This window comes from Thalassospira profundimaris (assembly GCF_003326755.1).
GTDB classification, from domain to species: domain Bacteria; phylum Pseudomonadota; class Alphaproteobacteria; order Rhodospirillales; family Thalassospiraceae; genus Thalassospira; species Thalassospira profundimaris_B.
Genome location: NZ_JPWH01000009.1, coordinates 1 through 22,946, shown reverse-complemented (window position 1 = coordinate 22,946; position 22,946 = coordinate 1). Strand labels below are relative to the sequence as shown.

General features: G+C 52.2%; 20 protein-coding genes. 7 read left to right on the top strand and 13 right to left on the bottom strand.

Translation table 11 applies throughout. The annotated features are described in order from the left end of the window. Positions 1 to 10 precede the first annotated feature (10 nt). The 3 genes from TH25_RS11820 to TH25_RS11810 all read right to left on the bottom strand — a co-directional run bounded on the left by TH25_RS11820 (position 11) and on the right by TH25_RS11810 (position 3,398). Positions 11 to 1,096 carry an amino acid ABC transporter permease gene (locus tag TH25_RS11820; protein ID WP_114088633.1) on the bottom strand — a complete coding sequence of 362 codons (1,086 nt, stop codon included), beginning with the start codon at positions 1,094 to 1,096 and terminating at the stop codon, positions 11 to 13. Positions 1,097 to 1,100: 4 nt separating this feature from the next. Then, on the bottom strand, positions 1,101 to 2,270 hold the full coding sequence (locus tag TH25_RS11815) for an ABC transporter permease subunit (protein ID WP_114088632.1): 1,170 nt from the start codon (positions 2,268 to 2,270) through the stop codon (positions 1,101 to 1,103). A 93-nt stretch (positions 2,271 to 2,363) separates the two neighbouring features. Further along, on the bottom strand, positions 2,364 to 3,398 hold the full coding sequence (locus TH25_RS11810) for a transporter substrate-binding domain-containing protein (RefSeq protein WP_114088631.1): 1,035 nt from the start codon (positions 3,396 to 3,398) through the stop codon (positions 2,364 to 2,366). 125 nt (positions 3,399 to 3,523) lie between these two features. Between TH25_RS11810 and TH25_RS11805 the strand changes: the two genes are divergently transcribed. Next, on the top strand, positions 3,524 to 4,270 hold the full coding sequence (locus TH25_RS11805) for a GntR family transcriptional regulator (protein WP_220151401.1): 747 nt from the start codon (positions 3,524 to 3,526) through the stop codon (positions 4,268 to 4,270). Between the two features lie 247 nt (positions 4,271 to 4,517). Here the strand turns inward: TH25_RS11805 and TH25_RS11800 are convergent, their stop codons facing one another. Continuing rightward, positions 4,518 to 5,399: a LysR family transcriptional regulator gene (locus TH25_RS11800; protein ID WP_114088630.1), complete on the bottom strand. Its 882-nt coding sequence runs from the start codon at positions 5,397 to 5,399 to the stop codon at positions 4,518 to 4,520. A 177-nt stretch (positions 5,400 to 5,576) separates the two neighbouring features. On the opposite strand from TH25_RS11800, the gene TH25_RS11795 reads away from it, so the two are divergent. The 6 genes from TH25_RS11795 to TH25_RS11770 all read left to right on the top strand — a co-directional run bounded on the left by TH25_RS11795 (position 5,577) and on the right by TH25_RS11770 (position 11,844). After that, positions 5,577 to 6,599, top strand: coding sequence for a hydroxyacid dehydrogenase (locus tag TH25_RS11795; RefSeq protein ID WP_114088629.1), 1,023 nt, complete (start codon positions 5,577 to 5,579; stop codon positions 6,597 to 6,599). 22 nt (positions 6,600 to 6,621) lie between these two features. Beyond that, positions 6,622 to 7,302, top strand: a complete 681-nt coding sequence (locus TH25_RS11790) for an RraA family protein (protein WP_114088628.1) — start codon at positions 6,622 to 6,624, stop codon at positions 7,300 to 7,302. A 280-nt stretch (positions 7,303 to 7,582) separates the two neighbouring features. Further along, entirely contained in the window at positions 7,583 to 8,533 is a 951-nt protein-coding gene (locus tag TH25_RS11785) for a Bug family tripartite tricarboxylate transporter substrate binding protein (protein WP_114088627.1), read from the top strand. A 185-nt stretch (positions 8,534 to 8,718) separates the two neighbouring features. Then, the gene (locus tag TH25_RS11780; protein WP_114088626.1) at positions 8,719 to 9,174 is read left to right on the top strand and encodes a tripartite tricarboxylate transporter TctB family protein; all 456 of its coding nucleotides are present in this window, start codon (positions 8,719 to 8,721) and stop codon (positions 9,172 to 9,174) included. A gap of 16 nt (positions 9,175 to 9,190) precedes the next feature. Next, on the top strand, positions 9,191 to 10,705 hold the full coding sequence (locus TH25_RS11775; protein WP_114088625.1) for a tripartite tricarboxylate transporter permease: 1,515 nt from the start codon (positions 9,191 to 9,193) through the stop codon (positions 10,703 to 10,705). Continuing rightward, entirely contained in the window at positions 10,702 to 11,844 is a 1,143-nt protein-coding gene (locus TH25_RS11770) for an alpha-hydroxy acid oxidase (protein WP_114088624.1), read from the top strand. The genes TH25_RS11775 and TH25_RS11770 overlap by 4 nt, the downstream gene beginning before the upstream one ends. 93 nt (positions 11,845 to 11,937) lie before the next feature. On the opposite strand, the gene TH25_RS11765 is transcribed toward TH25_RS11770, so the two are convergent. From TH25_RS11765 to tnpC, 9 genes are all read right to left on the bottom strand, one after another. Beyond that, on the bottom strand, positions 11,938 to 12,885 hold the full coding sequence (locus TH25_RS11765) for an SMP-30/gluconolactonase/LRE family protein (protein ID WP_114088623.1): 948 nt from the start codon (positions 12,883 to 12,885) through the stop codon (positions 11,938 to 11,940). A gap of 3 nt (positions 12,886 to 12,888) precedes the next feature. Continuing rightward, on the bottom strand, positions 12,889 to 14,184 hold the full coding sequence (locus tag TH25_RS11760) for a TRAP transporter large permease (protein WP_114088622.1): 1,296 nt from the start codon (positions 14,182 to 14,184) through the stop codon (positions 12,889 to 12,891). Beyond that, the gene (locus TH25_RS11755) at positions 14,184 to 14,684 is read right to left on the bottom strand and encodes a TRAP transporter small permease (RefSeq protein WP_181847584.1); all 501 of its coding nucleotides are present in this window, start codon (positions 14,682 to 14,684) and stop codon (positions 14,184 to 14,186) included. Before TH25_RS11755 ends, TH25_RS11760 begins: the two co-directional genes overlap by 1 nt. A gap of 26 nt (positions 14,685 to 14,710) precedes the next feature. Further along, the gene (gene dctP / locus TH25_RS11750) at positions 14,711 to 15,688 is read right to left on the bottom strand and encodes a TRAP transporter substrate-binding protein DctP (RefSeq protein ID WP_181847582.1); all 978 of its coding nucleotides are present in this window, start codon (positions 15,686 to 15,688) and stop codon (positions 14,711 to 14,713) included. A 74-nt stretch (positions 15,689 to 15,762) separates the two neighbouring features. After that, positions 15,763 to 16,722 carry a Bug family tripartite tricarboxylate transporter substrate binding protein gene (locus TH25_RS11745; protein WP_220151400.1) on the bottom strand — a complete coding sequence of 320 codons (960 nt, stop codon included), beginning with the start codon at positions 16,720 to 16,722 and terminating at the stop codon, positions 15,763 to 15,765. Between the two features lie 2 nt (positions 16,723 to 16,724). After that, a complete protein-coding gene (locus TH25_RS11740; RefSeq protein WP_114088620.1) occupies positions 16,725 to 17,765 on the bottom strand; it encodes an amidohydrolase family protein in 1,041 nt (346 codons plus the stop codon). 668 nt (positions 17,766 to 18,433) lie between these two features. Continuing rightward, positions 18,434 to 19,876, bottom strand: coding sequence for an HlyD family type I secretion periplasmic adaptor subunit (locus tag TH25_RS11735; RefSeq protein WP_114088619.1), 1,443 nt, complete (start codon positions 19,874 to 19,876; stop codon positions 18,434 to 18,436). Continuing rightward, positions 19,860 to 22,013, bottom strand: coding sequence for a type I secretion system permease/ATPase (locus TH25_RS11730; protein ID WP_114088618.1), 2,154 nt, complete (start codon positions 22,011 to 22,013; stop codon positions 19,860 to 19,862). Before TH25_RS11730 ends, TH25_RS11735 begins: the two co-directional genes overlap by 17 nt. Before the next feature lie 45 nt (positions 22,014 to 22,058). Continuing rightward, positions 22,059 to 22,946 (bottom strand): IS66 family transposase (gene tnpC / locus TH25_RS11725; protein ID WP_114088617.1); only part of this gene is annotated, 888 nt, incomplete at its 5' end.

The following is a 22,946-nucleotide window of genomic DNA, read 5'->3' as shown; positions in this document are numbered from 1 at the left end:
ATATGCTCCTTTACCGGCGACCGACGCCAAGGCGGCGTTCAAGATAGGCGCCGTAGCGCGACAGGGAGAAAACAAAGACAAAGAAGATCAGGGCGACGAAGCAATAGACTTCGACATGGGCAAAGCTCCATTCCGCCGTCCCTGATGCCGCCCGCCCGGATGCCATCACGTCAAAGAACCCGATAATGGTGACAAGCGACGTTTCCTTGAACGTGATCACGATCTGGTTGATCGTTGGTGGCAAAGCATTGCGAAAGGCCTGGGGCAAAACGATGTAACCAATTCGGTGCCAGTACCCCATGCCCAGTGCCTTGGCCGCCTCTTCCTGACCGGCAGGCAACCCCTGGATGCCGCCACGGATGATCTCTGCCTGATAGCAGGCAAAGAAAATCGCATAGCCCACAATCACCCGGTACAGCTTGTCCCCGACGGCCCAGTCCGGCAGGACGAACGGCGACACGATTGCAAAGGTGAACATGATGGTCAAAAGCGGCAGCGAACGGATCGTGTCGATGATCAAGCCCATTGTCCGCGAAATCCACGGCAGTTCGGATCGACGCAACAGCGCAAAAACAATCGCCATCGGCATCCCGAGAATACAGACAGCCGCAAAGATAAAGAGCGTCAGGGCAAGACCACCCCAATTCTGTTCAAAAACCGGGGTCAGGCCCAAAAACCCGCCGCGCATCAACACATAAAAAACCGCAAATCCCGAAAGCCACAAACCCAGCAAACGTTTCCCGTTCCAAAAATATGGAACGCAGGACAGTGCCGCGACGATCACCATGATCAGGCAGGCCACACCGGAACGCCACTGTTCCTCGAACGGATAAAGACCGAACAGGACAATCCGCCAGCGTGATGCGATCACCGACCAGCAGGCCCCTTCTGCGGCAAGGCAGTCGTCGCGCCGACCGGCACCGAAAACCGCCTTGACAAATGCCCAGTCAATGACGTTTGCCAGCAACCACAGCACCAGAACTGCCAAAATGGACGAAACGACGATATCGGTCGGGGTGGCAAAGTATTTTTTACGGATAGCCCCGAAAATCGATATGGGCACACCATCGTGTGAAACGGATTTGGATACACTCATGGGGTTATATCCTCATCTGCGTGCCCTTGAGCTTGATCGCGTCATTGACACGGTTCAGCACCCAGGCAATCGAATAGTTGATGACAAGAAATCCGCCCATCAAAATGGCAATCAGTTCAAGCGTCTGACCGCTTTGATTGATCGCGGTCGAAACAACCATGAAGAAATCGGTGAAACTGATGGCAATGCCAATCGTCGTGGCCTTGAACAGCCAGACATACTGATTGATCAGGGTTGGCATGACGATGCGAATTGCCAATGGCAAACGGATCCGGGTAAATATCTGCCAGCGTGACAGTCCAAGCGCATGTCCGGCCTCGCCCTGACCAGGGGAAATCGCGTTAAACCCGGAACGAATGATTTCCGCGATATAGGCGGCACCATAAATCGAAATTGCGATAATGCAGGCAAACAGCTCTGGCGAAACACGAATGCCATTCCGGTAATTAAGCCCGCGATGTTCCGGAATGGTAAAGAACGGCGTTTCAGGCAGCCGCCCCCACCAGGTGATTGCAAACACGACGATCGCTACGCCAAGCCACAGACAGATTTTCCATTTGCGTCGCACCGCAACCGAAACAGTCTTGAAGCGTTCCGCTGTTGACAGCCAGAGATTGACACTTGCGCCAGCGATCAGCGACACAACAATCAAAAAGGCGGAAAGACCTGTTATATTCAGTCCCGGGATATAGATCCCGCGCCCGGTAAAGGCGAATACGCCCAGCACCGGTTCGACTTCACGAGGTGCTGGCAGCGACAGCAGCAGGGAATACCAGAACAGCAGTTGCAGAATCAGCGGCACATTGCGGAAAATCTCGACAAAGGTTGTCCCGACAAGCTCTGCCATACCGTTACCCGACGTCCTCATGACACCAACAGTAACGCCAATGAGTGTTGCAAAACTGAGCGAGACCGCGCCAAGAAATAGCGAGTTGAGCAACCCGACAACAAGCGCCAGCCAGTAAGGCGACGACGTGGTATAGTCGATCAGCGAAAAACTGATGCGCCACCCCGTCGAGCGTTCGAGAAAACCAAACCCGGATGTCAGCCCCTGTGCTTCAAGGTTGGCTTTGCCAGTAACCACCAGGGCAACGATCAAAATGACAAGGGCGCCGACAAAACCTGCCTGAAAGCCGGTATCTCTGACATGTCGGTTCTTGAGGATGGCAAGCATGCCCAACCTCCAAAGAAAGCTTTGGAAAAATGCCCGGGCAATAAATAAAAAACAAATGCCCGGGCAATACCTGGAATGAAAGTTCTGGAAGCTCTAGTCCACGATCAACGGGTAGAACACGCCACCGTTAGAATACAGCGCATTGATGCCACGTGGCAGGCCATAGGGCGAACTGTCACCAAGACTGCGGTCATAGATTTCCGCAAAATTGCCAACTTCCTTGATCATGTTATAGGCCCAGTCATCGGAAAGACCAAGACGTGCGCCATAACCGGGTGTTACACCCAGGAATTTCTCAATCGTCGCAGACGGCGGGTTTGCCCGGATTTCATCAACATTTTCAGACGTAATACCGTTCGCCTCGGCAAACCAGAGCGAGCTTAGCATCCAGTTCTGAACGTCAAGCCATTTCGGATCCCCTTCCGGAACGACGATCCCCTCCGCTTCAAGATCAATCACATCAGGCAGGATGACATGTGCCTCGGCCCCATCGGGGGCATCAAGCCGTGCAGCGGCAAGAGATGGCGCCCATTCGATATACGCATCACAGCGGCCATCGTAATAGGCATTGCGCAGCTCGTCGCCATTTTCAAAGGTCAGCAGTTCAACCTTGATGGATTTCGACTGCAAATAAGTTGCGGCGGCAAGCTCTGTTGAAGTCCCCGCAGCGACGCAAATCGTTCCACCATCAAGTTCCGCAATGGATTTTACACCCAGTTCGGTCTTCGTCATCGCCTGAAACGCACCAATGAAATACGGACGGCTAAACTGAAGGTTCAGCTCCGTATCCCGGCTTTGCGTCCAGCCAGACACCTTGATGACAACATCAATGTCACCCGACTGAAGGGCAGGCCAGCGTTGCGCCCAACTAATCGGAACAATTTCAAGATGCCCTTCCGAAGTCCCGAACAGTCCTGCGGCAAGCGCGTGGCAAAGCTCGATATCAAGCCCTTTCCACTTACCCTGATCATCAACTTCAGCAAATCCCAGGAACGATCCGTTATGACCACTGCAGAGCAAAGATCCGCGATCCAACACCGTTTTCAAACGGCCACCCTGTTCCTGCGCAGCGGCCCCGGTCGCAACCAGCGAAGCCCCCAGAAGTATAGCAGCAAAAATATTCTTCATTAATTTTCTCCCTGTGTCGACTTTATGTAGACACAAATAGCTTGTCGACACAGTGACGACACGTCAATATATTTTGTGCAAAACATGAAGCGGTGCTAATCAACAGCAGGCGCATTTTCGGGTTAATGAAGGTTCAATCAATTGATATGGCTGAAAAACAGACCCTAGACCACAAACCCAGATCAAAGGGCAGTGGCTCGGCCTATGTGTATGAAAAACTCAAGGCTGAAATACTTACGCTCGAAATCGCGCCCGGGGCACCGCTTGAGGAAACCCTTGTGGCGCAACGATTCGGCATGTCACGCTCTCCGGTTCGTGAAGCCCTGGTGCGATTATCCGCCGATGGACTGGTCAGTATGCTGTCCAACCGCTCGACGCTGGTTGCCCCGATAAATCTTGGTCAATTCCCCCGGTATGTCGAGGCGCTGGATCTTTATCAGCGGGTCTGTACGCGCCTTGCAGCGATGAACCGCAGCGAAAATGACCTGATGGCCATTGAAAATTACGCTCGCGCCTTTGAAGATGCGTGCAAGACAAATGACTATCTCAATATGTCCGCGTCCAACCGGGACTTCCACGTGGCAATCGCAACCGCGGGCGGAAACCCCTATTTCAAGCAGGGCTATGCCCGCATGCTCGATGAGGGCCGGCGTTTATTGCACATGCACTTTGACTATCTGTCATCCTCTCCCGGGGAATCCCTTCTTACCTCGGAACATGATGATATGATCGAAGCGATCCTGATGAAGGATGCGGAAAAAGCAGATCAACTTGCACATGCACATACACGCCAGTTCCATGACCGGTTCATGCGCTTTATTCAGGCAAAATATCTGGATGGCTTTGATTATTCAAAAAGTCTTCTGTCATAATTGCCCGTAATCTTTGCCTCTCCGTACCCGCGAATTATGAACACGGAAACAAGGCCTCATTGATCAAGGGCTCTTTTGCCACCAAAGAGATTTCCTGGTGCCAGATAAGTTGACGCGGATTGACGCATAAGCTGATAAAAAGTTGCCAAACTTACAGAAAAAATAACGTTTAAGCTCGTCATGTCCGCATTACAGAAACACGTTCCCATTCACAGGAAATAGCATCAAAGCCAGATACGCCATTCAACTAGCGCGGGACGCCGAATTCTCCGGCAAGGGTTGCCAATTTGTCATGGAACAGGTCGAGAAGATCCATCTTTGCAGATGTCATGCGCTGAACAACGCCGATCTGACGATAAACCTGCGGGTCGCCAAATGGTTTAACAACCAGATTCTGCATATCCTCGCGAATTGCGATATGTGGTACCACCGTTGCGCCAAGTCCGGCCATGACACATTCCACAATGGCCGAGATCGTGTCGATTTCGGCGGTATCCGCAGTGACAATCCCCATTTGTGACAACTCCAGATCAATCAGATGTGCAAGGGGAACATTGCTGCGAAATCTTACGAAAGGCAGTGTTTCAAGGATTTCGCGCGCCGCCATATCCGGCGTACCTGGCGGGGCGATGACAACCAAAGGTTCACGAATAAAGGGTCGCCAGACCATCCCCTGGGGAATGCCAAGATGTTCGGCAACAATCGCCATATCAAGGCGCCCGGCATGAACATCACTGATCATCGAACTCGACAGGCCAACGCGCAGATTGATCCGCAAGTCAGGATAGACCGATCTTAGCGACACGATCACTTTGGGCAAAAGGCCAATGGTGCTTGTGCGTACGGACCCGATATTCAAGGTCCCGCTTTTGCGCTCTCCATGCAGAGCACTTCGGGTTTCCTCAACCACTCGCAAAACAGACCGCGCCGTCTCAAGAAGCTGTAATCCATGCACATTCAGGGTGGGCGGGCGTGTTTCGCGATTAAACAGACTCACCCCCATTTCCTGTTCCAGCGCCTGCATCTGCTGGCTGACTGCGGATGGCGTCAAATGTACATATTCTGCAGCACGCGCGAATGTGCCGTGTTCCGAAACAGCAACCAACGTTTTGAGTTGACGGGTATCCATTGCACCAACCCCACTAATCCAGAAATACTTAATTTATCCGGAAATAATATTCGCTTTTATAAAAATAATCTATCGTTAATCATCAGGGGAGCTGAAAAAGCGCATCAAACAAGAATTGCATTAGGGAAGAAGCATGCGGGGTTATCTCGATCCGCTGCCGTTTTACGGAGTGGGAAAATGACCGAATCTGTGAATATCCTTGTTACCGGCCCCGATCTTGATCAGGAAGCATCCGCACTGATCGAAAAAGCCGGAATTCACAAAATCCATACACCGCCCTATCCGTCAGACGATGTCCTGATTGATCATTTAACACGCTATCGTCCTCAGGGCGTTATATCGCGTATGGGAAAAATCGGTGCCCATATCATGGATGCGGCACCCGATCTCAAAGTGATTTCCAAACATGGTGCCGGAGTTGACAATATTGACGTTGATGCGGCCAGCAAACGCGGGATTGCCGTCGTGCGTGCCCCTGGTGCCAATGCGCTTTCTGTGGCTGAACACACCATTGCGTTACTTTTGGCAACCGTAAAACAGATTGTGCCGCTTGATCGCGGACTTCGCGATGGCAGATGGGAAAAAGCCGGGTTTCTTGGTGTTGAAATTGCCGGAAAGACACTGGGTCTGGTGGGTTTTGGTGCCATTGCCCGCCACACGGCACGTCTTGCATCGGGACTTGGCTTAAATGTCATCGCCTATGACCCGATGGCCGACGAAGCCCTTTTTAACACAGAAAATATCAAACGCGTCGCCACGGTCGAAGAATTGCTGGCCATCTCCGATATTGTCAGCCTGCACTGCCCGTTACTGCCCGCTACCCGGCATTTGATCAATGCCCAAAGCCTGCAATCCATGAACCCGCAGAGCTATCTGATAAACACCGCACGTGGCGGCCTGATTGACGAAGCAGCCCTGTTGCCCGCCCTTCAAAGCGGGCACATTGCCGGGGCCGGACTTGATACATTCGAGCAGGAACCTCCCGCACAAAACAATCCCCTGATGAATGAGCGAACAGTTGTTGTCACGCCGCATGTCGGCGGTGTCACTGCTGGGGCGGGCCGCCGTGTCGGGGTCCTGGCCGTCGAAGGTATTATCAAGCTTCTTGATGGCGAGGAAATTGCCCAGGAGCGGATCGTCAATCCCGAGATATTCACGACGGGAAAAGCGCGACTGTCAAAAACAGCGCTCAACGCATAAACATCCGGCAAGAGGAAACACAATGACTGTTGGAAATCGTATTTTCCCGCGTAAACAGAAAATTTCAGCCGAGCTGGTCGAAAAATTCCGTGTTCTGCCCGTTGCAAATGTCAGCGACTGCATGAGCCGACTTTATGCAGGTGGCACCAAACTGCGCCCGATGCACACCGATGGCGTACTGGTGGGGCCGGCAATTACCGTAAAATGCCGGCCAGGCGACAATCTCATGCTGCACAAGGCCATTGATATGGCCGAACCGGGCGACATCATCGTGGTTGACGGGGCTGGCGACCTTAATAACGCCCTGATGGGAGAATTGATGCTTGCCCATGCCGTTAACCGTGGCGTTGCCGGTTTTGTTCTGTATGGCTGCCTGCGTGATCTTGATGCTTTTCGCCGTGTGAACCTGCCAACATATGCCGTCGGCGTCACCCATCGAGGCCCCTACAAGTTCGGCCCGGGCGAAATCAATTCGACGATCTCGATTGATGGCATGATCATTGAAGCAGGCGACCTCGTCCTGGGCGATGCCGACGGGGTGTTGTCTGTGCCAGTCGCCGAAGCACCCGGTATTCTGCAAGCAACACTGGCCAAACAGGATGCCGAAGAACGCCAGATGGAACAAATCAGGCAACGCACCAATGATCGCTCCTGGGTAGACAAGGCCCTTGCCAACGCAGGTGTCGAAATCATTTCGGCCTGACCAGCCCGGAATACTGCCCCTGCCAGCCCCCAGGCCATCCCACCCGGCCAACTAACTGGCTGGCAGGGGTCGTCCCCAACATGGTCTCCCGCCTGAAACACGGGAAACATCAAAAAGACTTGCAACAGAGAACACAGGAATCACCAACCGCAACAGTCAAACACACCCGACCCTTCGTCATAAAGTTAGATAAACTGTCGCTATAATGAATTTTTATTCTCTTTCATTAACAAAAAAGCGTGATGTAGGGTTGAATATGAAAATAAGGGAGGAAACTAAAATGAAACTCAAAACTCTTTTGGCCGCCGCTTGCTTTGTCACGGCGTTCACATCAAGCGCATTTGCGCAATACCCTGAAAAGAAGATCGAAATCATCGTCGGTTATGCGGCCGGAGGTGGCACCGATGTGATGGCGCGTACCGTCGCACCATTTCTGGAGCGCTATCTGGGCGATGGGGCAACTGTGGTCGTCAAGAATGTCCCGGGTGCCAGCGGCCAGATCGGCGTTACCGAAGTTGCCAAGGCAAAACCCGATGGATACACGCTTGGCACGTTTAACCTGCCTGGCATGATGGCACGCACACTTGACCGGAATGCCGCTTATTCTGCCGATAGTTTTACCTATCTTGCCAATGTGGTCGATGATCCCAACGTGATCGTGACGGCCAAGGACAGCGAGATCGACACGATGGACAAGCTGATCAAAGCTGCCAAGGCCGATCCCGGTGCCGTCACCGTTGGTATGTCAAGCCTGGGAGGTGACGATCACCTCTTCCTGGTGCGCCTCCAGGAGGATACCGGTGCCCAGTTCACCATTGCGCCTTTCAAAGGGTCTGCACCGGCACGTACCGCAGTAATGGGCGGTCATGTTGCAATGGGCATCTTCAACCTGTCCGAAATTCTGGGCTTCCGGGACGAACTCAACGTCATTGGCCTGGCAACGAAGGAACGCTCCAGCCTGGCAGATGACATCCCGACTTTTGCCGAACAGGGGTATAATGTCGTCAACGGATCCTTGCGTGGATTTGTTGCCCCCAAGGGGCTTCCTGATGATGTTCGTCAAAAACTTCTGGATGCCTTCAAAAAAGCTTACGACGACCCCGAATTCTCGAAAGCGATGGTTGCTTCAGGCAACCCGGTCAACCTGACACTGGGCGACGACTTCAAAGCCCTGACCCATGAGCAGTATGATTTCGCCAAAAAGGTTTGGGAAACCACGCCCTGGAAATAACAGGCGAGATGGGAACACTCTCCTGACATGACTGCTGCCAAAGAGGTTCAGATAACCTCTTTGGCAGCTATTCCCAAACGACACCCCCGGTTTGCCTGGAAGATGCCAAGACCGGCAGACTTCCCCGACGCGCGACATCTGCATCGTCAGGCAGCCAAATATCAACTGATCGAGAGACCTGCATCATGACGAACCAAACCGGTTCACGCATATTGCATCCGGACAATATTGCGGGCGTTGTATTGATCGCCGTGGCCGCATGGCTGCTCACCAAAGTGACAGACATGCCCTATATGAGCGCCCTCCTTCCGGTAGCCATGTTATGCACAATCATTGGCCTGTCGGCACTTATGATCCTGCGCAACCTTATCAAATCGGGTGCTGTATCTGTAAATCCGGTTTTCACATCGCTGCCGCGATTTGCTTTGGTTGTGGCATGCGTCGCGGGCTATGTGATCTCGGTTGCAAATGCAGGTTTCTATACCTCAACTCTTTTAATGCTGCCCGTGGTTTCATGGCTTTTTGGCTATCGCAAGCTTAAGGGTATTGCACTTGCAACATTGATTTTCGTTGGCGGCATTGCCCTGATCTTTCTGGTTCTCATGAATCAGAGCCTCCCGCCCGAATTCTTCCAGTCCTGACGCCGGAGCATTCGACATGTATTCCAATCTTCTCGATGCTCTGCCGCAGGTGCTGGGCTGGGCCAACCTTTTATCTGTTGTTATTGGCGTTACCGCCGGTATCTGTGTCGGCGCCCTTCCCGGCCTCAGCGCGACAATGGCAATATCGGTTCTGATCCCGTTCACCTTTGGTCTTGACCCGCTGGTCGCCTTGGGAATGATGGCCGGTATCTATAACGGTGCCATGTATGGCGGCGCCATTCCTGCGGTGCTGTTGCGCATTCCCGGCACGCCGGCAGCCGTCGCAACCACATTTGATGGCTATCCAATGGCACAATCCGGGCGTGGCGGTTTTGCCCTTCAGGTTGCTGTTGTCTCATCGGCGATCGGCGGCATTGTCTCTGCCATTGTTTTGATGCTGCTTGCCCCCCCATTGGCACAGGTAACGCTGCTGTTCGGCCCGGCCGAAATCTTCTGGGTTGCTGTTTTTGGCCTGTCCTCGATTGTCTTTTTGCTTGGCGGCGATCCGATCAAGGGCCTGATCAGTGCCGCATTCGGGGTTACGGTATCGATCGTCGGGCTGGACACCATCACAGGGTATGAACGCCTTACCTTTGGCCACCTGGAACTGCTGGACGGTATTAATATCGTTGTTCTGCTGGTCGGGCTTTATGCCCTTCCGCCCGCTATTGACCTTCTTGAAAATGCCCATCTTGAGGCAACAACCGATAAATTCAATCTGGGAACCGGCAGCATCTGGAAGGCCATTCCCCAGATGCTGGGTTTCTGGAAAACCTGGCTGCGTTCAAGTGTCATCGGTGTTCTGATTGGCATTCTGCCCGGTGCCGGTGGTTCGATGGCAGCATTTCTGAGCTATAACGAAGCCCGACGCGCGGCCAAAAATCCGTCGGAATGGGGCAAAGGTGAACCTGAAGGTGTCGCGGCATCCGAAACGGCCAACAATGCCGACACGGCATCTGCCATGATCCCCGCCCTGACGCTGGGCGTACCGGGAACATCGGTTGCCGCTGTCATGTTGGGTGGTCTTCTTATTCATGGCCTGCAACCCGGCCCCATGCTGTTTCGCGATAATCCCGACCTTGTTTTCGGGTTTATGTGGCAATTCCTGTTTGGGGCGATATTGCTGATTTTCCTTGGCGGATCACTGGCAACCAACAGCTTTGCCCAGGTGCTTCGCCTGCCGCGACCGATGCTGGGCGCCATTATCATCGCGCTGGTCTTTATCGGGGTTTATTCGATCAACGGACGGATGTTTGATGTTTATCTGACCCTTGGCTTTGGCCTGGTCGGATATTTCATGGACAAACTGAGATTCCCGCTTCCCCCTGTGGTTCTGGGTCTCATCCTGGGCAGCTTCGCCGAAGAAAACCTGCGCCTGGCACTCCGCATTGGCCGCAATGACTGGTCAACGCTATGGCAGAACACTACAAGCCAGATCATCATTGCCATCACAGTCGGTGTCATTGTTTGCCCACTGGTCATGCGCGTGATCAGAGCCCGTAAATCAGACAACGCCTCTTCAGGCCAATGACGAACTTCCTGTGCCTTGACGACTATGAGGCGGCTGCACGCAGCCGCCTTCCGCACCCCCTGTATACCTACATCTCCAGTGCTGCGGAAACATCGGCGTCCCTGCACGACAACAGGGCCGCTTTTCACAAATGGGGCTTTGTTCCGCGCGTTTTGCGCGGTGTTTCCGAGCGTCACATCTCCGCTAGCCTGTTTTCCAAAACATATGCAGCCCCCTTTGGCATTGCCCCGATGGGCATTGCCGCCCTTATGGCTTATGACGGGGACAATGCACTTGCACAGGCTGCAGGCGAACAAAATATCCCGATGATTCTGAGTGGATCATCCCTGACCCGGATGGAAGAAGTTTACCAAACCAACCCGGACTGCTGGTTTCAGGCCTATTTGCCTGGTGAAGAGGACAAAATTCGCGATCTTGTCGCCCGCGTAGCGCGCACCGGCTTCCATACGCTTGTCATCACCGTCGATACAGCAGTTCTCGCCAATCGCGAAAACAACATCCGGGCCGGTTTTTCCACCCCTCTTCGGTTCACCCCCAAAGTCCTGTGGCAATTCGGAACACATCCGGGATGGGTCTTTGGGACATTCGCGCGCACTCTGTTAGGCAAAGGGATGCCGCATTTTGAAAATTCATATGCAACACGCAGCGCCCCGATCATGTCACGCAATGTTGCGCGTGATTTCGGTCGGAAAGATCACCTGAACCTGGATCATTTAAAGCTGATCCGGGATCAATGGCAGGGTAAACTGGTTGTCAAAGGCGTTCTGGCGGGTCCGGACATACAGGAAATTGCAGCCCTTGGCTGTGACGGGATTATTTTGTCAAATCATGGCGGGCGTCAGCTTGACGGAACAGTCTCCCCGTTGCGTGTCCTTTCCGGGGCAGTCACGGCTGCGGGTAACATCCCGGTTATGATTGATGGCGGTTTTCGTCGCGGCACAGATGTTATCAAGGCAATCGCGCTTGGGGCATCCTTTGTTTTTATCGGGCGCCCCTTCCTTTATGCCGCAGTCGCAGATGGCTTAAACGGTGTTGGAAATGCAATCGAAATTATGAAATCCGAACTGCATCGTGACATGGGTTTACTGGGGAAACGCACTATCGATGAATTAACGCCTGACATTCTTATGCAATTATGACCCCAAACGGAAAAGCCACCCGTTATTTTGAGTGGCTTCTTCGCAATCAGGGCGCAAATATCCGGCCCCATGTCGTCATAGATCAGATCAGCATTATACACCATGCCCTGAATACATGGCGTGCCCTTTAATACCCAGTTCAGGCGCAAATTCCGCCTTGAGGATTGTCCCCGTGTCAGATTCCGTAATGTAAAGCGTCCGGTTATCAGGGCCACCAAACGCACAATTGGTTGTCCCCAGTCCTCGCGGAGATCGCACAACTGCAATGGGTCGTCCCAGGGCATCATGGACCCATACCAGGCCCATTCCGGTCTGGCAAACCACAACACCCCCGGCATCGGTCAGCGCCAGACCATCCGGCCCGGCCCGACCGCCGCTGAATTGCAAAAACAGGCCCGCCTTTACCACGCGATTGCTGGGTGACAAAGGCAGCCGCCAAACGGCATTTGCCCGTGTCACGGCCAAATACAAAACATGCTCTGCCAGATCAAGCACCAGGCCATTCGGGCTGGGCACCTTGTCAATCAAACAGCGCAACTCACCGCTATCGGGGTTCCAGCGAAATACGCGCCCTGTCGGGTCCTGCAAACCTGTCTGCCCCTGATCGGTAAAATAAAGCACGCCGTTGCGATCAAAATGCAAGTCATTGCATCCTTTGAAGCCCTCGGATTCAGCATCGCGAAGTGCGGGCGTTACGGCACCGGTTGCCGGATCAAGCAACATGATGCCGTTCTGAAAGTCGGCGATAAAAATCCGTCCATCCTGATGAATTTTCAAACCGTTGGGCTGACCGTCATATTCAGCAATCTGGCTGATCACACCATCTGGTTCTGCCCTGAAAATACGTCCGAAGGGAATATCGACAAAATACAGATTGCCATCCCTGTCAAATGACGGCCCCTCAAGAAAACAATCTACCGCCGCCCCCCGACGGTTACGTTCCGCCCAATAGGAACTGGTATTTCGCCGCCGGAAAACCTCGGGCAATTCAGTAAAAACCGTTGCGTCAATCACAACGGGCTCTGGAAACGGATAACTCATATTTTATCCTCCTAGGCTCCAGGATGGAAACCACAATGCAATTTCAGGAACGGCAATGAGAAGCAGAATGAAAAGAAAGATGATGCCAAAGAAGGGGGCAACCCCCAAGGCAACATCCTCAACCGTCACCTTGTTTGACGAACTGGCCACAACAAACAGGATAACGCCCAAAGGAGGCGTCAACTGCCCCAGTTCCACCAAAATCACGACAAATACGCCAAACCAGACCGGATCAACGCCCATTGCCATCAGGGCGGGAAAGATCACGGGAACGATAATCGCAATCATCCCCAAACCTTCCATAAAGCATCCAAGAATGGTGAAAACGACCATAATCATCAGCAGGAAGACGAATTTGGAATAGCCGGAAGCCTCCAGCCAATGCGCCAAATGATCACCAACACCGGACAAGGCTGTCGCATAAGCGAAAATCATCGACGTAAAAACGATGAAAAGGATATTGCCGCTCATCCGCAAGGTGCGTGAAATGGCCTCTGTTATCATGTTTTTGGACATGCGACGATAAAGGGTGGCAATCATCAATGCCCCAACCACCCCGATTGCACCAGCTTCCGTCGGCGTCGCCAAACCACCATATATGCTGCCCAGAACAACAACAATCAGCAGTAAAAACGGCAATATATCGCAAGCAGCACGACGTAACTCTCCGGGGCTGGAAACGGTCCGCTCGACGGGCACCAATGACGGATTGCGCCAGACACGCAGCATGATAAAGCCCATATAGGCCAATGCCAGCAAAATGCCCGGAACAAGCCCGGCCGCAAACAGATGGGCAATAGATGTTTCGGTAAAGGTCGCATAGATGATCATGGTAATGGAGGGCGGGATCAAAATCCCGAGCGTTCCGCCAGCAGCCAGCGATCCCGCCACGATGCGACGATTATAACCACGTTCGGATAGTTCCGGCAGGGCAACCGTTGACATGGCCGCAGCAGTCGGGGCACTCCCCCCCGAAATGGCCGCAAAAATCCCGCACCCGGCAATATTGGTATGCAGCAACCCACCAGGAAGCCAGCGGAAAAAGGGTGCGACACCATTATAAAGACGGGCACTCAAGCCGCTGCCCAGAAGAATTTCCGCCATAAAAACAAATAACGGAATAGCTGCCAGAGTAAAGCTGTTGGCAGCCCCCCAACTCACCAGCCCCAGCGCCTTCCAGCCCGAAAAACCATTTAGCAACCAGATATAGAACAGTCCCGCCGTCGAAACGGAGAATTGCACCCAAAACCCGCCAAGGATAAGACCGATCAAAAGGCCGAAGGCAAGAATGACTTCCATTATTTGCCTCCCGTATCGGAGCTGCGAAGAACCAGCAACAGATGTTCAATTAAAAACACGGCAAGCACACAAAAACCAATCGGCAGGGCAAGCTGTGGAATCCATAACGGGGTTTCCATTGCGGTTTGGGAAATTTTGCCGCGGGAAAATGAACTGGCGACAAGATCGGCTGTCCGCCACACAAAAACGCAGCATACGGCAAGGGCAATGAAGATATACACAGCCCGGCTTGCCCGCTCCAGTGCGGGGGGCAGCACATCGGCAATAAATGAAACCCGGAACAAATCGTTCTTGCGCAACGCCATCGCCGCACCCAATACCATCAGCAAAACCACGAAATAGCCGACGCATTCCTCGACGACCGCCAGAGAGGTATTGAAAACAGACCGCGCGATGATCTCGGCTACAACGAGAACGACCAGGGCGACAAGCGTCACCCCGGCCAAAACGGAAACACCATGCGCCACACCATTAAACAAATGGCCCAAAAAGCCTGGCATCGCTTTTTCCTTGTGCGTCGACATGATTACTTGCCAATCGCTTCACGCACAATTTTCAAAGCCTTGACATATTCCGGCCCCTTGTCTGCGGCCCATTCTTCCCAATAGGCTGCCATTTTCCTGCGTGCTTCAGGCAATTCCGATTGGTCAACTTCAACAATTTTCATACCTGCGTCACGCTGCTTGTTCATCTGAACAATCTCGTCTTCGTTAAAGGCCGTCGTAATTGCCGGGCCTTCTGCACTGACAACATCGCTCAATACCTGACGGTCTTTTTCCGGCAAATCGTCATAAGAATCCGCATTGGCGATAATTACCGAATTCCCGTAATTCACGGGGAAACGATAATTGTAAGGCAGGAATTCATGCCAGTTCTTGGCACCGCCTGCACTTGCAGTCAGCACGCCGTCAATCACACCACGCTCAAGCGAGGTTGGCACTTCACTACCAGACAAAGTAATCGGCGCGCCCCCGAATGCCTCAACAAAATGGCCCTGTTCAGGGGAGGTTACACGAATTTTATGTCCTTTCAGATCGGCCAGCGATTTCATATCAAACGTGGTAAAGAAAACCTGCGACGGATAACGATAGCCCCCCAGATACACAACACCCTGTTTGGCGAAGGCCTCTTTCAGGATCGGCTCCATCGCCGCATAGGCCTTGGTCCATTCGGCATCATTCTCGATCAAAAGCGGCAAATTGAGAACGCGGGCAATTGGCACACTGCCGGAAAAGAAATAATCCGCAGCAAAATCGACAATGCCGTCACCTGTCGCCTGGGTAATGTCCGACGATGCAATTTGCAGCGTTTTTCCCAAATGCAGTTTGATATTCAGGTCGTTACCTGTTTGCTCGGAAACCTTTTCGGCAATCCGGGTCATCCCCTTCACCGCTGCTGTGGTTGACACCGACGAATAGGTATAAGCCGTCCAGTCTGTTGCCTTGGCACCTGATGCTCCCAACACCAATGACAAGGCAACAGTTGTAACTCTCAAAAGCTTCATCGTTTCCTCCTGTTCTCGATAAGACCGTCGCCTTTGCGACGTTAAATTCAACCGGCCGATTCTTTATTTCGGCCTTATTTCCAAGGGCTTGATTCCCAAATATCTTTGGCAACGGCAATCTGTCGTTTGGCCAGGGCGGCAAAATCATCCCCTGCAATAAAAGAAATCGGACTGCCCTGTTTGGCTGATGTTTTCTGGAAATCCGGATCATCATTGACCGCACGAAGTGCCGCAATCAGCTTGTCACGGATTTTTTCGGGCAAACCTGCGGGCGCCACAATGCCACGATAAGACCCCATCTCAACGTCATATCCCAGTTCCCGGGCCGTCGGAACGTCTGGCGCAAAGGGGGAGCGTTCGTCGTCAAGCACCGCAAGAACACGCAGATTGTCGGCATAACCGATGGTCTGTCCCAGGGTCATGGTACCCGCTGTCACATGCCCTCCCATGATTGCCGTGCGGGCATTGGCTGCCCCCTTGAACGGCACAAAGGAAAAATCAACATGTGCAGCCTTTTCCATCAAAATAGCTGCGAAATGATCGTTCCCGCCTAGCGACGACAATCCCATCGTCACGCTTTCAGGTGTTTTTGCAGCCTGGTCGAGCAAGTCTTTCAGGCTTTTGATGCCGGATTCCCTGGACACCACGATGGTGTTCGGATCTTTCACAAAATTTGCCAGATAGGTAAAACTCCCGGCAGTGTAATCCGCCTTGCGATCTATGGTCAGTGCCAACGCAGCCGGCAAATTGAAGGTGCCAAGCGTATATCCATCAGGTTTCGCCTTGGCAACGGCGGTAAAGCCGATCTGACCGCCAGCACCGGGCATATTTTTGACAACCACACCTTCGTCACCAGCAAGGGCCTTCTCAAGGTAAGTTCCCACGGTACGGGCCATCACATCCGTACCACCCCCGGCAGAATATCCGACAATAATCTCGACAGGTTTCACAGGATATGAATCGGCCAGAGCCGGCGTGATGGACACGCCCAGAACGGCGACCCCGGACAGCAGATACCTCAGAATTGGTTTCATGATCATTTTCTCCCTGAAGTGTTTATTTTAAATTTTGAAAAATCGATGCCATAGGTCGCAGCCGCAGTCCCGTGAAACAGGGCAGCACGCTCATCGGCAGAAAGGGGGCTGGCAAGGCGTTTGAAGGCATTCCACAGCACGGGATAGGAAAACATGCCCTTATCAACCGGGAAATTGCTTTCAAACATGGCACGCTGGGCACCAAATGCGTTCAGACAAACATCAACATGATGCTGCCAGTCATATGCAAGTTGCTCTGACGATGGCGGGGTATCGGCCAGATGATAATCCTTCCCCATCACCATCAGGCCAAAGCCGCCAATTTTGATCCGGGTATTGGGCAATTGCGCCAAACGCTCTATCCCTGCCCGCCAGCTTTCAAAATGGGCTGAACGGTTTTCCCGATACGCCCCGGCACCCAGCGGACCGCCCATATGGTCGATGACAACTGTCAGATCAGAATGTGCTGCCGCCAGATCAAAAACGTCATCAAGCTGGGTTTGATACGCCCAGATATCCAGAACCAGCCCCGCCCGTGCAACGACACCGGCACCCTGCAAGAATGTATCGGCTTTCAATAATCCTGCCGGCGCAGGTTTGGGGTTTGATGTCAAAGTCGGGTCAGGATGGTAGGCCGTGGTATTGCGAATACCGCAAATCGTCCCCTCTCCGGCCTCCATCAAGGCGTCGATCACCGCCTGGGCAGATGATCCCAGCAACAAATCAGCATGGGCAATAAGCTTGGCAGGAAAAGCATTTGTCCCGGCATTGCAGGCCCATCTACGAATGGTTTCAACCTCACCAATAGGACGCAACATTTTCGGCCCATCCGGCCGGTAGCCTGTGCGACATTGCACATAGATGCTGGCAAGGACATTGTGTCCGTGCGCGATATCAGCCAGAAAATCTTCACAACGATACCGGCTGTCGGGACGGTCCCACAGATGGTGATGGGCATCGAGAATGGGTTGCCCCGGATCAAGAATCGGTTCCATATGCCGTGAAAGCCAATCCACGCGCACAGGCGCATGCGGCCCTTTCATCAGACCAACTTTCCATTCACGCGCAGGGGATGCGGAACCTTGAGCATAACCTTCCCCGCCTTGGCGGACTCAGCGCGTATATCAAGACACATCTTCCTGTTTCCTCCCGTAACCGGCTTAACCTTTGGTTTGCTCGGTCAATTTTTAATGTCGGCAAAGCCTACAGGACGAAACATGCTTCACATAAGCGAATAATTTTAGTTATTTAATGCAGTTTTTCTTAATAAATTCATCCAACAAGGTGAATATCAAAGATCCGGCATATTGGCGACAATGCGCCATCCCGCAAACCGCATGCAATTGAGACAAAACCGGGGATCTGAAAGTTTGAAAGGTCATCGAGAACGGATGTAACACACCGTGCACGAACCGGCCTGATTGATAGCTCAACCTGTCGCGAGCATCATCAAAAGTCTTTCCCCACGGCTTTTATTTTCGTGGGGAGAAACAACCACAAATCATTGATATAAAATATGAATTTAGGTGTCACGTGCCAGAAAAGCTGACATCCAACATGTCGTAAAATCAAACACTTGGTATTTTCCGATTTCCTGACAAATTGACACGGATAGACAGATAAGCTGACAAAAAACCGCTAAATTGACAGAAAAGGTGACATTCTGAGGATTTGATGAAATTTGAAGGAAAGTAGTGTTACTCGCCGACAGTTATCTCTCTCTTAGCGCTTCATCTCCATACTTCATCACAGGGGAAAGTAAGAATTCGATAATGCGTCGTTTTCCGGTTTTCACTTCAACCGATGCGGTCATCCCAGGCGTCAGCTTAACTAGCCGTCCATCTGCGAAGATTTCTGAAGTATCAAGTGTCGCACGAACCTCATATACCAGCCCTAAATCTTCGTCCTGAATAGCATCACGCGAGATGCTTTTGATCTTCCCATCTATCTTGCCATAGCGGGTAAACGGAAAACTATCAATTTTGATCACAGCTGCCTGCCCTGTACGAACAAAACCAGCATCCTTATTCTGAATCTTAGCGACCACTTCAAGCTCTGCGTCGTCAGGTACCACCACCATCAAACTTTCAGCAGGCGAAACAACACCACGAACCGTGTGAACCGACAGTTGCTGGATCGTACCACTAACAGGTGCGCGCAACTGTTGACGATTCTCGCGGCTTTCTGCCTTGCGAAGTGTAATCACAGCGGTCTCAAATTTGTTACGTGCATCAAGCAGCTTTTCAAGCGTTTGCTGCTTGGTCTGCGCAATCAGGTTTTCACGATCTTTCTCTGCCGCCATAATCGACGCATCAGCTTCTTCAAGGCGATTTCGATATATCTCCAGATTGCTTTTTGTTTCAATCAGTTGTTGTTTGACCTCAAGCCAGACCGGTTTGGTGCTTATACCTTCTGAAACGAGTCCTGAAAGAGACCCTTCACGTTCCACTAAAAGAGGCAAGAGCTCACGACTTTTCGCGATCTCCGCCTTGATGGAAGCGCGCTCAGCCCGAAGCTTTGCAGCTTCAGCATCCTTGGCAGCAAGTTTGGCAAAAAAAGCAGCAAGATCACTGCGCAGTTTTTGCTCTGCTGTTTGCAGAATTTCATCATTAAGCGCAGCATGCCTTGGCAAAGCCGGAATTTCTCGGTTTTCCAGACCATCAAGAAAAGTTTTGAGGCGCGCAATATCAAGAGCTGACGCATCGCGTTCATGCAGCAATTGTCCCTTGTCTGCTTCGCTTTCGGTTGGATCTAGTTCGAGCAGCAAATCCCCTGCAAGAACGTGCTGTCCGTCACGAACATGAATAGCCCGCACCGTACCCATTTCAAGTGGTTGTATTTGTTTAACACCACCTGTTGGCACGAGCCGGCCTTGCGCTACAGCTACTACATCCACTTCACCAATCACGGCCCAACCCAGTGCAATGATAAAGAAACCAGCAAGCGACAAAGCAACGGCTCGACCAATCGGGTTAGCTGGCGTTTCCATTATTTCAATTGCAGCTGGTAGAAACTGACGTTCCTGCGCAGCATGACGTGATTTAGGATTGTCCGACTTCAAACAAGGGAAAAACTTGGCAAGCTTCACCCAAACAGCTTTGAATGCTCTTTTTGCACTTATCCAGATGCCCAGAACCTTATTGCGCAGCGACATTACTTATCGTCCCTGCCTGTAATTGATAGAGCTTGGCGTAACGCCCTCCTTGGCGCAGCAATTCATCATGCGTGCCGTCTTCGATAACCTGACCGGATTCCACTGTGATAATTCGATCTGCATCACGAACAGCAGCCAACCGGTGAGCAATAATTAGAACTGTTCGCCCCTTACAAATGCGCCGCATGTTTTCCTGAATGATCTTTTCTGATTCATAGTCCAGCGCACTGGTCGCTTCATCAAAGATCAAAATACGGGGATTATTGATCAAGGCGCGCGCAATTGCCACGCGTTGGCGCTGCCCTCCCGACAAATTTGAACCCCGCTCTCCAATCTTGGTGTCATATCCATCAGACAATGAAAGTATAAATTCATGGGCACCCGCCAACTTGGCGGCTTCAATAACGCGTTCCATCGGCATACCGGGATCGGATAAAGCGATATTCTCCCGGAGGGACCGGTTAAATAAAATGTTCTCCTGTAATACCACGCCAACCTGACGGCGTAGCCACGCGGTATCGACCATTGAAAGATCAATACCATCGACCAATACGCGACCGCTTTCTGGAACATACATCCGTTGAACAAGTTTGGTCAGGGTGCTTTTGCCCGATCCACTGGGCCCGACAATTCCTACGACTTCACCCGCTTTTATATTCAGATCGACCCGACGCAGGATTTCCGGGCCGTCGAGACGATAGCGGAAAGTAACCAGATCAAATTTAATCTCGCCCTTGATGTCATCAAGCGTTGAGCGGTTCGGATTATAGGTTGGTTCGGTCGGGGAATTAAGGATATCACCAAGACGATCAATTGAAATTCGGGCCTGCTGGAAATCATTCCAAAGCTGAGCCATACGCAGGATCGGTCCGGTGACACGCCCAGCCAACATATTAAATGCCACGAGTTGTCCGACGGTCATGTCCCCAGTAATGACAGCGGTTGCCCCAAAATAAAGCGTGAGTGCCGTGGTAACTTTTGAAATCAACTGGGTAAGCTGACCTGCCACATTCCCAAGATTGGCAGTCTTGAAGCTTGAATGCACATAACCGGCAAGCTGCTCTTCCCATCGGCGCTGCATTTGTGGCTCAACCGCCAACGCCTTAAGCGTCTCAACCCCGGTCACACTTTCGACCAAAAAGGCTTGGTTTTCTGCCCCGCGCTGAAACTTCTCATCCAGCCGTCGGCGCAGGATCGGGGTCACAACAAAGGCCAAAATAACAAAGAACGGTATGGATCCAAGAACGATCACGGTTAAAAGCGGACTAAAATGCCACATCACCGCAAAAAACACGATGGTGAAGAACAGGTCAATCACAAGGGTCAAAGCTGAGCCTGTGATGAAATTTCGGATACTTTCGAGCTCACGCACGCGCGCAACACTTTGTCCGACCTGACGTGCCTGAAAATATCCCATCGGCAAAGACAGCAAATGCCGGAACAACCGCGCGCCAAGCTCGACATCAACCCGGTTTGTCGTGTGCGAGAAGATATAGGTTCTAAGCGTGCCCAGTAACACCTCAAACACCGAGACGACAAGCAACCCAAAAACCAATACATCAAGCGTTGTAAGCCCCCGATGAACCAGAACTTTATCGATCACCACTTGGAAAAACAGCGGAGAAATCAGGGCAAATAATTGCAGGAAAAAGGAAGCGATCAGAACTTCAATAAATATCCGGCGATATTTCGACAGAGCCGCAACAAACCAGGAAATATCAAATTTCCCACCCTGACCAAGGATCGCCGCACGGCGCGTTGCCAGCAACAAACGCCCAGACCACTTATCTTCAAATTCGGCCTTATCAACAGCAACCGCACGCCCTGCGACCGGTTCCTGCAAAAGGACTTTTCCTTGTTCTGCATCTATCTTGGCAATGATAACAAAGCTGCCATTCCTGATCTCGGCAATGGCAGGAAGATGTGTTTTGTATAGGCGTTCCCAGCTTGACTGAATAATTCGGGATTTCAATTTTAGTCGCTTGGCCGCCAATTGCAGATCTTCAATTGCGAAAAATGCACCAGGCTTCCCAAACTGATGCCTGATCTGCTCTGGATCTGCAGGCATATTAAAAAAACGCAAAATTGTAACCAACGCCAACAACCCACTATCTTTGGATTCTTGGTAAGCGTCCAGCCACGGCTACCTTGACAGGGCCAACAATGCCTTTCGGAGAGTAGATCAGTCCTGGATGTCTATGTTCCAGGGAAGCAGGTCGTCAATCCGATTGATCGGATGATCGGCAATGCGGTGAAGGACGATGCTGAGGTATTTGCGCGGATCAAGGCCCTGCATCTTTGCCGTCTCAATCAGGCTGTAAATGGCAGCAGCCCGATCACCTCCGGTATCTGAACCGGCAAATAACCAGTTCTTTCGACCGATGGCCAACGGTCGTATCGCCCGTTCAGCGGCATTGTTGCTGATCTCACATCTGCCGTCATAAGCATAGCAGATCAAAGCGTCCCACCGTGTCAGGGCATAACGCAACGCCCCGGCCAGATCGCTTTTGCCCGGTATTTTGCGCAAGGAATGCTCGAAGCAGGTTTTTGTTTCGTCAAGTTGCCTCAGACTGTGAGACTGACGCACCGCCAAACGGTCATCGGGCGGCTTGTTGATAATCTGCCGTTCGATGTCGAACAGATGCCCGATATGGTCGAGAGCCTCCCTGGCCAGCTTTGATCCGGTTTTCTCATACACATCATGGATCTTGCGCCGCACATGCGCCCAGCAGGCCACCTCCCGGACAGGCTGATTGCCGGGGCCGTACAATTTGTTGAACCCGGCATATCCGTCGGCATGCAGATGGCCGGTGAAGTCTTTTAAGACCGTCTGCGGATGCAGGCCCTTGCGATCAGGCGTATAGCGATAAAGGGCGGCTGGCGGTATGTCGCTGCCATGAGGTCGTTCATCGCGAAGATAAATCCATAACCGTCCCTGCCTGGTTTTTCCCCGACCGGGATCAAGCACCGGCACCGGTGTATCATCGGCATGAAGATATGATCCGGCCAGAACATGCCGTTCAATCGCATCGATCAGGGGCCGCATCAGGCTTGCGCATTTGCCAACCCA

Excerpts from the sequence above, each read along its gene's own strand:
- TH25_RS11820 (WP_114088633.1), bottom strand. The coding sequence starts at position 1,096 with ATGAGTGTATCCAAATCCGTTTCACACGATGGTGTGCCCATATCGATT.
- TH25_RS11815 (WP_114088632.1), bottom strand. The coding sequence starts at position 2,270 with ATGCTTGCCATCCTCAAGAACCGACATGTCAGAGATACCGGCTTTCAG.
- TH25_RS11810 (WP_114088631.1), bottom strand. The coding sequence starts at position 3,398 with ATGAAGAATATTTTTGCTGCTATACTTCTGGGGGCTTCGCTGGTTGCG.
- TH25_RS11805 (WP_220151401.1), top strand. The coding sequence starts at position 3,524 with ATGAAGGTTCAATCAATTGATATGGCTGAAAAACAGACCCTAGACCAC.
- TH25_RS11800 (WP_114088630.1), bottom strand. The coding sequence starts at position 5,399 with ATGGATACCCGTCAACTCAAAACGTTGGTTGCTGTTTCGGAACACGGC.
- TH25_RS11795 (WP_114088629.1), top strand. The coding sequence starts at position 5,577 with ATGACCGAATCTGTGAATATCCTTGTTACCGGCCCCGATCTTGATCAG.
- TH25_RS11790 (WP_114088628.1), top strand. The coding sequence starts at position 6,622 with ATGACTGTTGGAAATCGTATTTTCCCGCGTAAACAGAAAATTTCAGCC.
- TH25_RS11785 (WP_114088627.1), top strand. The coding sequence starts at position 7,583 with ATGAAACTCAAAACTCTTTTGGCCGCCGCTTGCTTTGTCACGGCGTTC.
- TH25_RS11780 (WP_114088626.1), top strand. The coding sequence starts at position 8,719 with ATGACGAACCAAACCGGTTCACGCATATTGCATCCGGACAATATTGCG.
- TH25_RS11775 (WP_114088625.1), top strand. The coding sequence starts at position 9,191 with ATGTATTCCAATCTTCTCGATGCTCTGCCGCAGGTGCTGGGCTGGGCC.
- TH25_RS11770 (WP_114088624.1), top strand. The coding sequence starts at position 10,702 with ATGACGAACTTCCTGTGCCTTGACGACTATGAGGCGGCTGCACGCAGC.
- TH25_RS11765 (WP_114088623.1), bottom strand. The coding sequence starts at position 12,885 with ATGAGTTATCCGTTTCCAGAGCCCGTTGTGATTGACGCAACGGTTTTT.
- TH25_RS11760 (WP_114088622.1), bottom strand. The coding sequence starts at position 14,184 with ATGGAAGTCATTCTTGCCTTCGGCCTTTTGATCGGTCTTATCCTTGGC.
- TH25_RS11755 (WP_181847584.1), bottom strand. The coding sequence starts at position 14,684 with ATGCCAGGCTTTTTGGGCCATTTGTTTAATGGTGTGGCGCATGGTGTT.
- dctP (WP_181847582.1), bottom strand. The coding sequence starts at position 15,688 with ATGAAGCTTTTGAGAGTTACAACTGTTGCCTTGTCATTGGTGTTGGGA.
- TH25_RS11745 (WP_220151400.1), bottom strand. The coding sequence starts at position 16,722 with ATGAAACCAATTCTGAGGTATCTGCTGTCCGGGGTCGCCGTTCTGGGC.
- TH25_RS11740 (WP_114088620.1), bottom strand. The coding sequence starts at position 17,765 with ATGAAAGGGCCGCATGCGCCTGTGCGCGTGGATTGGCTTTCACGGCAT.
- TH25_RS11735 (WP_114088619.1), bottom strand. The coding sequence starts at position 19,876 with ATGTCGCTGCGCAATAAGGTTCTGGGCATCTGGATAAGTGCAAAAAGA.